Raw genomic sequence first — 12,919 nt, forward strand, 5'->3', positions numbered from 1 at the left:
CTTTTTTTATTTCTTAAAGAGAGAATGCTTACTTCTTGTTACGGTTACCATAACGGCTCATGAACTTATCAACGCGTCCGGCTGTATCGACCAGCTTGGCCTTACCGGTGTAGAACGGGTGAGACGTGTTGGAGATCTCGACCTTTACCAACGGATAAGTTACGCCGTCAATCTCGATCGTCTCTTTCGCGCTAATGGTAGAACGAGTGATGAATACATCATCGTTTGACATGTCCTTAAATACTACAGGACGATAGTTTCCAGGATGAATACCTTTTTTCATTGTTTTATTATCTATTTTAATTTATACTCTGTATATATTGGGTAACCGGTATTTTGGCTTGCAAAGGTAAGGGTTTGCCACAAACAAACAAACAAAATCGTATTATTTTTTTCAAGCGCGTTGATTTTGTGTTATTTTATATGCTTTGAAGCGTCGTTTGTCGTGAATCTTGATTATCTTTGCGCAAGTTTTTAATCATTAACGTAATAACATAATAACGACTATGGTAAATTACAAAGATTTGGGCTTGGTGAACACAAAGGAAATGTTTGCCAAGGCTATCAAGGGCGGGTATGCTATCCCTGCTTTCAACTTCAATAACATGGAGCAGATGCAGGCTATCATCAAGGCTGCTGTAGAGACGAAATCTCCGGTTATTTTGCAAGTTTCCAAGGGCGCTCGCCAGTACGCAAACGCTACTTTGCTTCGTTACATGGCACAGGGTGCCGTTGAATATGCTAAGGAATTGGGTTGCCCGAATCCTCAGATCGTTCTTCACTTAGACCATGGCGATACGTTTGAGACTTGCAAGAGCTGTATCGACTCCGGCTTCTCTTCCGTAATGATCGACGGTTCTCACCTTCCTTACGAGGAGAACATCGCCTTGACGAAGAAAGTTGTTGAGTACGCCCATCAGTTCGATGTAACTGTGGAAGGCGAGCTGGGTGTATTGGCAGGTGTTGAGGATGAGGTTTCCTCAGACCATCACACGTATACCAATCCTGAGGAAGTTATCGACTTCGCTACTCGTACGGGCTGCGATTCTTTGGCTATCTCGATCGGTACCTCTCACGGCGCTTATAAGTTCACTCCGGCGCAATGTACGATCGACCCGGTTACAGGCAAGATGGTTCCTCCTCCATTGGCATTCGACGTTCTGGACGCTGTTATGGAGAAACTTCCGGGATTCCCCATCGTTCTTCACGGTTCTTCTTCTGTTCCTCAGGAAGAGGTTGAGACTATCAACCAATATGGTGGCGCTTTGAAGGCGGCTATCGGTATTCCTGAAGAGTGGTTGCGTAAGGCAGCTGAGTCTTCTGTATGTAAGATCAATATCGACTCAGACTCTCGCTTGGCGATGACTGCCGCTATCCGCAAGACTTTCGTTGAGAAACCGGCTGAGTTCGATCCTCGCAAATATCTGGGCCCGGCTCGTGATAACATGGAGAAACTTTACAAACACAAGATCATCAACGTTCTTGGTTCTAACGACAAGTTGTAATCGGAACATAAATCTCTGTTTCTATAAAAGAAGGCCATCTCGGGAACGGGATGGCCTTCCTTGCGGTTAGGGGGGAGTCATTGTTAATCTTTTTTGCCTTTCCTCGCGGGCTCAACGCTTTTTGACGCGGATAAATTACTGAAGTTCTTGAGCAGCGTATCCTTTTCCTTTTTAGGAAGAGATTGATATACGATATCGTAGGATTGTTTTACAAGCTCTTTGATCTTGTTGTCGGGTACATCTTGATTAAAGTGAACACTAATCCAGTACTTTTTGTTCATATGCCAACCGGGTGTTATGCCGGAGTATCGAGCCCGTAACTCTCCCGACTCATTGGGGTCGCATTTAATACAACAAAAATCAAATACTTCGATATTCACGAAGCAAAACCATTTACTTCCTACATAAAAGCAAAGAATGTCCCGGCTATATTTATCCGGGATATTTGTAAAGGGCATCTTTTCATAGACACCCTTCAGCGAAAGGCAATAGTCTCTAAATTCTTCAATATTCATGACTTGCGTATGTATGGTCGGTTATAACGATATCCGATAGACGAAGAAACTCAATGGTTGGACGGAGACTTCAGCAACGGGAGCCTCCAGTTCCACCGCTGATTCAATGGGCCTGACTGTTTCCGGTTTGCCCAATGTATTCTTCGCTTCTAAGTCTGAGGCATGTAAGACTGTCAACTTTCCTTTATGCCTTCCGGATGAGATTCCGTTTAGGCTTAACTTGATCTGTTTGCTCTGGATGCCGGTATTGACGATTTTGATGATGAGCTCGTTTGTGCCTTTGTCGAAAGCGGCTGTAGCGAATAGCTCACTTTGCCCGGTAACGGCTTCCTTGTTCATCGTCAGGGGCAGTACGTTTGTTCCGGCATTGTGCCCGTATAATTGTTGTACATAGTAGTTGGGCGTTCTCACGATGTCTAGGTTGTCGAACCAGATTAAGTCCGGACGCCATTGCCACGCATCGACGTGTGCGAGTAAAGGGGCGTATGTGCATAATTCGACCACGTCGGCATTCCGCTCGAGACCGGTCATAAACGCAGCCTCGCATAACGCGGCCAGGAAGCTGTTCTCCCGGTTAGTCGGGTGGCAAGCATATTCTCCGGCGAATACTTTGGGGCCTTGCCGATCATACGAATCATATCGTTTGGCACTATTTAGGAACCATTCCGGCGAGCGATAGAAATGTTCATCCACCAGATCTACCTTTAAGCGTTTCATCTCCGGCCATAGATATTCGAAATCTTTTCCTTCCGAGTTAGGTCCGGAGCTGCCGATGATTTTGATCTCCGGATATCTGGCTCGGATGGCTTTCACGAACGGTTCGAGGCGTTCGGGATATAACGGTCCCCATTGCTCGTTACCGATAGCGATAAATTTCAGGTTAAAAGAAGCCGGATGCCCCATATCTGCACGTACTTTGCCCCATTGGGAGGTAACCGGGCCATTGGCGAATTCGATTAAGTCCAAGGCATCGTCTATATAGGGTTGTAATTTATCTACCGGTACATGTTGGTCCATCCCCTCATTCTCAAACTGGCATGACAGTCCGCAATTCAATACGGGCAGGGGCTCGGCTCCGATATCTTCGCTTAATTGGAAATACTCAAAGAATCCCAAACCGTAAGATTGATAATAGTCAGGGAATTTCTTGTAAGGAAATGTATAATTCCACCGGTTGATATTGATCGGCCGGTTTTCTACGGGGCCTACCGTGTTTTTCCATTGGTAGCGTGTGGCGATGGTTGTCCCTTCAACGATACATCCCCCCGGGAAACGAAAAAAACCCGGCTTTAGATCTTTCAACGCTTGTGCCAGATCGCGGCGTAGGCCGTTCGTGCGATTGTTGAATGTCTTTTCCGGAAAAAGGGAGATATGTTCCAGGTCCAAGGTGCCTGCCGTTTCCATCGTGATGCGTAGGCGTGATTGAGCCTCGGTAGCTTTGGGAGACAAGATAACGGAATATTTCTTCCAGTCTTTTCCGGTTATCTCCAGGTGCCGTGTCTCATAAATATCGTTGTCTCTATTTACCAATTCGATACGTAATTTGATCGGGTTATGGGTCTCGGTACGGGCATATAAGGAAAAGTCGTAATTTTCATCAGCCTTTATACCGATACCTTTGAAGCCTTCGTTCTCCAGACCGGTTCCGGTGATTTGCCCGGCATAAGTCAGGCGCGCGTAATGGGGGTTCTTGTCGAAACAGGGATTCTTTTCAACTATACTTACATCGCCGAAAGGTTCCCAACCTCCCCATGGATTCTCAAACTCGAAGGAGCGGTTCTTGATTAGCTCCGCGTACAATCCTCCATCTGCCCCGAAATTGATATCCTCGAAGAAGATTCCATACATGGTTGACTGGATAGGCGAACCTATTTTCTGTACATCGATGTCAAACTCATGGACAGGTACGATGTCTTGCGCGGCCATACAATTTACTCCTGCACTGAAGAGGAATAAAGCCGCGGTTTTTTTCAGGTTCCTTCTTTTCATAATTCTGCTTTTCAGTAAATAAAGATTTAAACAATCAAATTCGCTATCATCTGTATAAACAAGATCAGGAATACCATCGCTATCGGATAAACTGTCGCGTAAGCCACGCTTGGGGCCGGGCTGTCTGTCATGGAATCCGCGGCGGCAAGTCCCGGAGTACTGGTCATACCGCCGGCGATTGTCCCGACTAAATCAAGAATGTTGATCTTAAAGAAATAATATCCGGCTGACACAGCTACGATCATAGGGATTATCGTTATAGCGATACCGACTCCGAATAAAGTTAAACCGCTCGATTGGAAAGTGGAAACTAGGTTTACACCGGCCGATGTCCCTACCTCGGAGAGGAATAGCAATAATCCCAATTGGCGAAGTAAGTTATTGGCGGAACCGGACATAGACCAGATGATCGGGCCTGTTTTCCCGATGGCGCTTAATACCAAGGCAACGATAAGGATACCGCCGGTCAGTCCCGGAGAGAATGAGAAGGAATCCGAGAAGGATATATTTAATTTCCCAAACAATACGCCTAATACGATACCCATGGCGATCGGGAGAAAGTCCGTATCCGAAAGACGTTTCTCATCATTGCCGATGAATTGGGCGAGTTCGTTTACGCTTTCTTTCTCGCCGGCGACCATCAATTTATCTCCAAACTTCAACACTAAATTAGGCTCCGGGGAAAGGTCGATTCCGCTTCGGCGTACACGGGTTACCGTACAGCCGAAAGTTCCTTGTAAATTTAAATGTCCCAGCGATTTATTGATAATGCCCTTATTGGTCAGTAACAAGGATTGCAAAGTCTGTCCGCCACTTAACGGCAAATCGCCCTCGATACGCTCTCCCAACAATAATGTCAGTTGCTCCAGGGCCTTGTCATTACCCACGGCCTTCAATAAATCACCCTCGTGAAGCGTGGTATGGGGAGTCGGCATAGAAATGAGATTATCGTGCTTGATACGGGAGACTACCGCCCCGGTCATGGCCCGTACCTGCAATTGTGCCAAACTCTTTCCGCAGATATTTTTATTCGTGATTTTAAACGCGGCGGTATGTAACGTGGGATATTGGCTTTTCCGTTGGACTTCCAGTGTTTTAGCCTCAGTTATCAGATCCTTGCGAAGCATCTTGGGCAATAGTTTCACGAAAAGGATCACGCCGATTACGCCGAACGGATAAGCGATACCATAGGCGATGGATGCGGCGGAGGATTGCGTGGAGTCGATCGCTACCGCCAAACCGGGCGTACTCGTCAATGCCCCGGCGATCAGACCGACGATACTCGGGGTATCGATATCCAAGATATACTTGAATAAGACGCCTGTCAGGCATGCCGAACCGACAATTAATAACGTCAGGATAATGAGCGTCTTGCCTTTGGAACGGAAGGAATCGAAAAATCCGGGACCCGCCTGGATACCAATGGTGAAGATAAATAATACCAGCCCCATATTTCCTAATTCCTTCGGTATGATAACCCCGAAATGGCCGAATAGCAAGGCGATGAAAATAACTGCCGATACGTCTAGCGAAAGGCCCTTGATCTGTATCCGGCCTAGCATGAATCCAAATGCTATGATCAGAAACAGGGCAAAATAAGAAGACTGAAGTAATGTCTCAAACATGTTAGATCGTTTTGATGTGAAGTTACCGGAAGCGCGAAGTTAAACTTTTTAGTCCATTCGGGCAATGGCTTGGCCGGATTTCTGTACCTTTGTGCCGCATTTTAGAAAAAAGATAAAACAAAGCGTATAAGCGTGAGACGATATTTTATATATCTGGGATATAACGGAAAGAATTTTCAAGGTTGGCAGATCCAGCCGAATGGTATGACGGTGCAGCAATCGGTGGAGGAGGCCTTAGCCATCTTGATGCGTAAGCCTGTGCCTATCGTGGGGGCTGGCCGTACCGATTCCGGGGTGCATGCCCGCTTAATGATCGCCCACTTTGATTGGGAGGAACCGATTGAGGATTTGGCTTTCCTCACGGAGAAATTAAATAGGCTTCTACCGAAGGATATCGCGGTCTATAAGATCGTGCCGGTCGTACCGGAAGCGCATGCTCGTTTCGACGCCACTTCACGGACCTATAAGTATTATATCACGACAAAGAAAGACCCGTTTAATTATGAGTTGGTCTATAAGATTCCCGGTCGTCTGGATTTCGAAGCGATGAACGAGGCGTGTAAGGTTTTATTCGATTATATTGATTTTACGAGTTTCAGTAAGTTGCATACGGATGTAAAGACGAATAATTGCCAGATCCAACATGCGGGTTGGACGCAAGAAGGGGAGGTCTGGGTGTTTACGATCCGTGCCGACCGTTTCTTGCGCAATATGGTACGTGCGATCGTGGGTACTTTACTGGAAGTAGGAAAAGGACGTTTGACGATAGACGGCTTCCGAGACGTGATTGAGGCAAAGGATCGTTGCAAGGCCGGAACCTCCGTGCCGGGACACGCCCTCTTCTTGGTAGATGTTACCTATCCGGAGGAACTTTTCCGGATTCTTCCATGAAAAAAACTTAAAGAACAAGTTGATCGATTTATCCCTTGTGTTGTTAGGAATGATATTCCTATATTTGGGGGCGAAATAGAAAATTAGAGAATGAGACGAGTTATAGTTACGTTGTTGATCTGTGTCTTCGCGTTGGGAATGAACGCGCAGGATATGGCAAATGTGTTCACGGCGATGCCGGACCAATACATCCCTCAATTGGAGCACGCTTGGCGAAAGGATTTGGTGGATCTTTATACTTCGGGAAAAGAATCCCGGCTGAAAAATACGATGAATGGCTTCTCTACCTTGCAAAAGCTAACGAACGATTACCTTTTGCTACAGACTACGGAGCGTAGCACGGTAGAGATGAAATTACTCCCTTTAGTGAACAATACCTACGTGGTTTGTATGATCTCTACGGTAAACGGCCCGGTTCCGGATAGCCGCATCGAGTTTTTTACGACCGATTGGGAGCCTTTGGAAACATCCGATCTGTTCACGCGGCCAACATCCGATTGGTACATCAAGCAAGGAATGGATAAGAAAGACGAAGCCTATCAAGAGGCCGTCTCACATTTGGATATGGATTTAATTCAATATCGATTGAGTCCGGACGATCAGACTTTGACCGCCATTTATACGACTCCTCAATACCTGAGCCAAGAGGCTCGCGAGAAAATAGCGCCGTACCTCAGCGAGCCGAAAGTCTATACGTGGCAGAAATATCATTTTCAGTAATTCTTTCCTGATCCATCCATTCCGATAGTTCATAAGGTAGTACCGCAACCGGCTTTGCGGTATCACTGTGAAGAATCGTTCTATCTCGCTCTCCTTGCCCCAGCTCGATTCATAGACTCGCTTGTTAGTCTCACAAAGCTAACTGTAACATTCTAAGTCTTCCATTACAAATAAGCGGGTGGCGGATAAAGCTTTTTCCAAATAAGTTAATTCTCCATGATATGTTTTTCATCCTTTGTCGTCTTGATTATAGAAATGGAACTTGAGACGTTTAAAAAAACCGTACTACCCCTCCGGCAGAAGATGTTGAAATTCTCCCGGAGACTGGTTGAGGACACAGCCGAAGCTGAGGATGTGGTGCAAGAGGCATTCATAAAGCTTTGGTATATCCGGGAAAAACTGGATGCCTACCAGAGTGTGGAGGCGCTGGCTATGCAGGTCACGAAAAATCTCTCATTGGATAAGATAAAGTCGCGAAAGCCGCAGGGATCGGAGTTGGAGAGCGTTACATTGGTATCGGACGTGGTCAGCCCAGACGAACGACTGGAGCAAAGGGATGCCGTCGAGTGCATACGACGCTTGATCGCCCAGTTGCCCACTTTGCAGCAAACCATTATTCGGATGAAGGATGTGGAGGGCTATGAGTTAGCCGAGATCGCGGAGATTACGGCTACACCGGTCGAGAATGTCCGGGTGAATCTCTCAAGGGCTCGGAAAAAGATACGGGAACAGTTTTTACAATTAAATAAGCAAGAAAAATGGACATAGACGAGTTATTAAACCGATATTTTGAAGGAGAGACCTCTTCGGAAGAGGAGCGGGAACTTCGAGCCTTCTTTACTTCGGGGAATGTCCCGGACAGATGGGCGGTCTATACGCCTATGTTTGCCTATTTGGAGAGAGAGAGTCGGAAAAAGCGACAGCCGGATGAGGCATTGATCCCGATTGATGAGGATATCCTTTCTATGCCGGATGCGGAAGAGGTGGAGGAGAAGAAGGCGTTCACCTTACGATCCGTATTGTATCTGGTATCCGGTATCGCCGCCGGTTTCTTGCTGCTTTTGGGGCTTAATCACCTGTTGAATCCGGTAGATCCCTGTTTTTGCTCGGATAATTATGTCGTTATAAACGGTCGTTGTTATACGGATATTCATAAAGTCCGTTCCATGGCGATGGAAGCTTTGCAGGAGGTGGCCACTCCTGCCGGCGAGTATTTCCCGGAAGCGGATCGTGACGAGACCGACCGTGTGCTTATAGATAACCAACTGGACGAGCTTCGTTCTTTATTTGATGATAATGAATAATAAAAACACTGTGAATATGAGACGGTTCAAATACATGTTATGGCTGCTGGTGGCGGTATTTTGCCTAATGCCTTGTGGAGTCTCGGCTGCCGAGGCACAGAGAGACTTGAGGATTCAGGAAGTCTTTCAACGATACGGCAAAAAACGTAATGTCACGATGGTGGAGTTGTCCAACGAGATGTTGGAGACGTATGGCATGACTCATTACAAGAGTATTACGATCAAGAATGATCCGGAAGCCCTGCGGTTTACCCGTCAATGTCTGGAAGCGGACCAAAAAGGGGCTCGGAAGATCAAGGAGGTGACAGACGATGGAGGGGTAGTCTCCGCTTATTACCAGTTGAAGGGGGTGGAAGCTGATATCAACCGCTTTGTCCTTTTTAAAGTCAGTAAGAAGGGGGTAATAACCTTGGTGTACATCGAGGGAGATTTGGATAGTGATGATTTGATCACGCTATTATTTACGAAGAAAGATTTATAAACAAACAAAACAGATAGAAAGATGAAAAGAATGCTTTTGGTCTTAATGGCTTGCTTCCCGGCAATAGGGTTGATGGCCGCTGAGGTTGAGTCTTTGACAAGGGATACGATTATCACCCTTGAGAAAAAGCGTATTGAGGTGAAAGATAATGGCGATCGCGTGAAAGTCAGGGTGTATGAGGTAGATGAGGATGGAGATTCCGTGGATGACGAGTTGATCTTCGAAGGACATTACCGGAACGGACAAAGCTATGAGCGCCGTAAACACGTGAAGTCTATTCATATCCCCGTGCCTACTTGGGATAAAGACCTCAATCCGCATTGGGCCGGTTTTGGAATGGGCTTCGCGAACTTCGCGGATGGGAGTTTGCATGTAAATGATGTAGACGGAGTCTCCCTTCGTAGTGGGAACTCATTGGAATATAATTTGAATGTATTGGAAAAAGCGTTCCCGTTCTCCCGGTATCGTTGGGCGGTGGTGATCGGTGCCGGCATGCGTTGGAGCCGTTACCGCATAGATACGAATGAGTATTTCAAGGAGATAGACGGTGTTACGGCTTTGCGTCCGGCTCCTGAGGGTGTTACGTTGAAAGCGAGTAAGTTGAATATCACGAGTCTGACTCTTCCGTTGTTGTTGGAATGGCAGCCTAAAAAGCGTTCGAGTGAATTCTTTTTGTCCGCGGGTGTAGTCGGTGTGGTCAAGACTTGCTCATCCTCGAAGATCGTTTATGATGATGCTTCCGGTAAGAAACATAAGGAGAAGATGGACTCTGGCATGAATATCCGTCCGGTAACCTTGGATTTCTTATTTCAAGCCGGTTGGGACTGGATCGGCCTGTACGCCAAGTATTCGCCGATCGATCTCTTTGAAAATGGCAAAGGCCCGAAAGTACATCCGGTTTCTATCGGTTTACAATTGCATTTGTAGATCGTTGAGGTTTCGCGGGATTAAAAATGTTGTAGATTAAAGAATGTGTGTTATTTCTTCATTTTGATGTGTAATTTTTCTACGCTACTTGTTATCTTTGTAAAAGCTGATTGAATAGGATTCGTTTATGGACACAAGAAAGATAGAGGATGTCCCTTTCGAGGAAGTACATGAGATACAAAGATATGGGACTTATTTCTCGGAGAAGAGCTTCTGGAAGAAGATAGAGCGAGTAGCGAAGAAAGTGGGGGCGACGGTATTGCGTCCTGTCTTCACGCTGTATTATATATTGCAGGATGGAGAGGTGCCACTTCAACATAAGGCTTATATAGTCGGGGCTTTAGGGTACTTTATACTGCCTTTCGACTTGATCCCGGAGAGCCTATTGCCCCTTATCGGCTTCACGGACGATGTGGCGGTAATGACTTTTGTACTGAAAATGGTAAAGGATTGCGTCACGCCGGAGATCCGGAGAAAAGCGGATCAGAAAATACTGGATCTATTCCCTGATCCGGCTTGATGGGGCGTTAAAGCAACGGTCGAATATCAGGGAGTTCCTCGCTTCCCCTTGTCATTTCCGGAAGGAGGATTAAGGGGGTCTCCGGGAATTTGGCCTTCAGATACTCCAAGGTATTCGCCTCGATCAATGGGTCGATGCTCGGATATTGGTTGTAGACAATGGCTTTTACCTCGATGCCGTACCGCTCGCAAGCGTACAAGCTAAGCAAAGTATGATTGATACTTCCCAGCTTGCCGGACGTGACTAGTATCAAGGGATACGCCTGTTCCTTCACATAATCGATCGTAAGGGATTCCATGTCGTTCGGAACCATTAGGCCTCCGGCTCCTTCCAGTAGTACATACTCATAGGTCTCTCGCAATCGCCGGGTGGCTTGGGTGATCGTGTCTAAATCGATACGTCTTCCATCTTTCGCCGCCGCCATATGCGGAGAGCAGGGATAGGTGAAGATATAAGGGCAAGTCAGCCCTTGCGCATCCTCGTCGGTAAAGGGGATTCCTTGGATTTGGCGGTGTGCCTCGATATCCTCCGATACGTTCTCGCATCCGGTCTGTATCATCTTCTGGGTGATCACTCTCTTTCCGGCTTTCGCCAAAGCCTTGGCGATCATACCGGTGGCCACGGTCTTTCCGACGTTCGTGTCTATGCCGGAGATAAATAAGACGTTTTCTTTCGTTTGATTACTCATTGTTCTGTTGTTAAAATAGTTAGTTGAATTGGTTTACACCTTTCTTGCGGCCATGCCGGAGAGGTTTACGCTTTCTCCCATTCCATACTGTTCCGCTTGACATCTCGGTAGGATGGGGCAGCAGGAATCCGGTCTCGCCGTCCGGCACGGCACATGGCAAAGATATTCCATTATTTCCATTGTTGCGCACCTTTTTTAGGATAAACCCTCTTCTTCCACATCTTTTTCATCAGAAGCATTTCACCTGCTTCCGTAAACCGGGGCGTTTCGGCACACCGCGGTATCTTACACAGATCGAAATTGGGGCGAGAACAGGCGAATATCCCCTGCGACTCTCACAACTCGCCGAGCGACCAAATAACGTGATTACGGAATCAGAAAACCAACTTGCCCATAATTGGGTAGGTTGGCTTTTGTTGTTAGTCATAGTCTCAAATGGCTATTCCCATGTGAAAGTATAAACTATTGTTTCCGTTTCATTATAAGGAGGAACTCTATATGTATCTCCCACAGTACAGCTTTTCACATAGCCATCATCATCAAATGTATATGTAAAATTAGTGACACCTTCACCTTCAAAAGTTTCGCGATATTGTTTATCAGGCAATTGATTAGTATTTATGCCTACTAACTCAGGATGAGCATAAAATATCCAACCCTCTTCGTAGCCTGCGACCCTCTCCCAAACTTCATTGTGCGCAACGGGGCACCACCCTTTACATGTCTTTCCACTATATACGTATTTATATGTTTCAGACGATGATTGCAAATTTGTCAACTGTCCCTCTTTCCAAAAGAATGAATTCTGCCTCAACAGTGTCAATAGACCGGAATCATTGTATTCATAGGTACAAGAAGAGGTGGAAGAGTAGTTAAAAGAAGAGGTCTTGACATGCTTGTTTGCAAAAACATGCTTTACTGTACCATCCTCTCCCATCGCGATAAGGTTACCATCACCCCAAGAGTAGTTGGTGTGGTAAAGAGTTTCTCCATTTTCTTTAATCTCATAAGTAGAAATAACTCTTCCTTTACTATCGTATTCAAATTTAATCGCTTCAATGTCTCCATCATCTTCTTTTATTTTGATTTCCACCAATTTTCGAGTGTTGGTTAAAATACCAATATCATCTTTTGTTTCATCATCATCACTACAAGAAATAAAGTTCACACACATTACCACAGCCAACAAAGCCATTCCGATTAATCTAAATGTTTTCATTAATTAACGATCTATATATGCTTTCCAAATTCCCCGAAGAAAGTAGATTAATAAAATAAGGTGTGGGAACTATATTAGTTTTATCCTGTTTCTTTGGCTTCTCGCATTGCCTTTGGTACGGATAAAACAATAGCAACCCACACCAATATTGACAATATCTAAGAGCCTTATGCATATAAGGTAGGTATATGTCAAAAAGTGTGGTGCTACTGCTATCATCTTCATTCCAATTATACAAATTTGCGAGATTTGATAACAGAAGATAATCTCAATAACACCTTTCGTTAATATGTCCTTCCAGAGTATCTAAATCCCCAGAATTGCTGCAAACTTAGCAAATTTATTTGAATAGTGACATAAAAATGCTGAAAATTGCGGTTCTAAGTGTTCCAAAACATATCTGTAGTAGATAATTAGTATCGATTTCTCTTCTTCGCAACTACGAGGATCCCCAATTACTCAATATAGATGGGACAATGCAGGTAGTTCTTGTTAATCTTATAGATAAAGATCAGTTTCGGGTACCTGCCCAATA

At 45.6% G+C, this 12,919-nt stretch carries 15 protein-coding genes and 1 pseudogene; 9 read left to right on the plus strand and 7 right to left on the minus strand.

Annotated features, from left to right (window positions below; genetic code table 11):
- Positions 1 to 28: 28 nt before the first annotated feature.
- On the minus strand, positions 29 to 283 hold the full coding sequence (locus G7Y39_RS08880) for a type B 50S ribosomal protein L31 (protein ID WP_165157043.1): 255 nt from the start codon (positions 281 to 283) through the stop codon (positions 29 to 31).
- Between the two features lie 223 nt (positions 284 to 506).
- Between G7Y39_RS08880 and G7Y39_RS08885 the strand changes: the two genes are divergently transcribed.
- Positions 507 to 1,505 (plus strand): class II fructose-bisphosphate aldolase, encoded by a 999-nt coding sequence (locus G7Y39_RS08885; RefSeq protein ID WP_165157045.1) that lies wholly within the window; start codon positions 507 to 509, stop codon positions 1,503 to 1,505.
- 83 nt (positions 1,506 to 1,588) lie between these two features.
- On the opposite strand, the gene G7Y39_RS08890 is transcribed toward G7Y39_RS08885, so the two are convergent.
- The 3 genes from G7Y39_RS08890 to G7Y39_RS08900 are packed head-to-tail and all read right to left on the minus strand — an operon-like array spanning position 1,589 to position 5,634.
- Positions 1,589 to 2,020, minus strand: a complete 432-nt coding sequence (locus tag G7Y39_RS08890; protein ID WP_165157047.1) for an MmcQ/YjbR family DNA-binding protein — start codon at positions 2,018 to 2,020, stop codon at positions 1,589 to 1,591.
- 21 nt (positions 2,021 to 2,041) lie between these two features.
- Positions 2,042 to 4,009: an alpha-L-arabinofuranosidase C-terminal domain-containing protein gene (locus tag G7Y39_RS08895; protein ID WP_165157049.1), complete on the minus strand. Its 1,968-nt coding sequence runs from the start codon at positions 4,007 to 4,009 to the stop codon at positions 2,042 to 2,044.
- Positions 4,010 to 4,035: 26 nt separating this feature from the next.
- A complete protein-coding gene (locus G7Y39_RS08900; protein WP_165157051.1) occupies positions 4,036 to 5,634 on the minus strand; it encodes an aspartate:alanine exchanger family transporter in 1,599 nt (532 codons plus the stop codon).
- Positions 5,635 to 5,766: 132 nt separating this feature from the next.
- Between G7Y39_RS08900 and truA the strand changes: the two genes are divergently transcribed.
- From truA to G7Y39_RS08940, 8 genes and pseudogenes are all read left to right on the plus strand, one after another.
- On the plus strand, positions 5,767 to 6,525 hold the full coding sequence (gene truA, locus G7Y39_RS08905; RefSeq protein WP_165157053.1) for a tRNA pseudouridine(38-40) synthase TruA: 759 nt from the start codon (positions 5,767 to 5,769) through the stop codon (positions 6,523 to 6,525).
- Positions 6,515 to 6,604, plus strand: a pseudogene (locus tag G7Y39_RS13690) (EamA family transporter); the annotation flags it as partial. The gene truA and the pseudogene G7Y39_RS13690, both read left to right, overlap by 11 nt.
- An 11-nt stretch (positions 6,605 to 6,615) precedes the next feature.
- Positions 6,616 to 7,245, plus strand: a complete 630-nt coding sequence (locus G7Y39_RS08915; RefSeq protein WP_165157055.1) for a DUF3256 family protein — start codon at positions 6,616 to 6,618, stop codon at positions 7,243 to 7,245.
- Between the two features lie 216 nt (positions 7,246 to 7,461).
- Positions 7,462 to 8,013, plus strand: a complete 552-nt coding sequence (locus tag G7Y39_RS08920) for an RNA polymerase sigma factor (RefSeq protein WP_206225155.1) — start codon at positions 7,462 to 7,464, stop codon at positions 8,011 to 8,013.
- A complete protein-coding gene (locus tag G7Y39_RS08925) occupies positions 8,004 to 8,549 on the plus strand; it encodes a hypothetical protein (RefSeq protein WP_165157057.1) in 546 nt (181 codons plus the stop codon). The genes G7Y39_RS08920 and G7Y39_RS08925 overlap by 10 nt, the downstream gene beginning before the upstream one ends.
- 16 nt (positions 8,550 to 8,565) lie before the next feature.
- Complete coding sequence (locus G7Y39_RS08930) at positions 8,566 to 9,030, plus strand: DUF4252 domain-containing protein (protein WP_165157059.1); 465 nt, start codon at positions 8,566 to 8,568, stop codon at positions 9,028 to 9,030.
- Between the two features lie 21 nt (positions 9,031 to 9,051).
- Complete coding sequence (locus tag G7Y39_RS08935) at positions 9,052 to 9,957, plus strand: outer membrane beta-barrel protein (protein ID WP_165157061.1); 906 nt, start codon at positions 9,052 to 9,054, stop codon at positions 9,955 to 9,957.
- 127 nt (positions 9,958 to 10,084) lie between these two features.
- Entirely contained in the window at positions 10,085 to 10,477 is a 393-nt protein-coding gene (locus G7Y39_RS08940; RefSeq protein WP_165157063.1) for a YkvA family protein, read from the plus strand.
- Positions 10,478 to 10,484: 7 nt separating this feature from the next.
- Here the strand turns inward: G7Y39_RS08940 and bioD are convergent, their stop codons facing one another.
- The 3 genes from bioD to G7Y39_RS08955 form a co-directional block, all read right to left on the minus strand.
- On the minus strand, positions 10,485 to 11,165 hold the full coding sequence (gene bioD, locus G7Y39_RS08945; protein ID WP_165157064.1) for a dethiobiotin synthase: 681 nt from the start codon (positions 11,163 to 11,165) through the stop codon (positions 10,485 to 10,487).
- 33 nt (positions 11,166 to 11,198) lie between these two features.
- Positions 11,199 to 11,345, minus strand: a complete 147-nt coding sequence (locus tag G7Y39_RS08950) for a hypothetical protein (protein ID WP_165157066.1) — start codon at positions 11,343 to 11,345, stop codon at positions 11,199 to 11,201.
- A gap of 259 nt (positions 11,346 to 11,604) precedes the next feature.
- On the minus strand, positions 11,605 to 12,384 hold the full coding sequence (locus tag G7Y39_RS08955) for a DUF4595 domain-containing protein (protein WP_165157070.1): 780 nt from the start codon (positions 12,382 to 12,384) through the stop codon (positions 11,605 to 11,607).
- Positions 12,385 to 12,919: the final 535 nt, after the last annotated feature.

This window comes from Parabacteroides sp. ZJ-118, from assembly GCF_011038785.1.
Classification (GTDB): Bacteria; Bacteroidota; Bacteroidia; order Bacteroidales; family Tannerellaceae; genus Parabacteroides.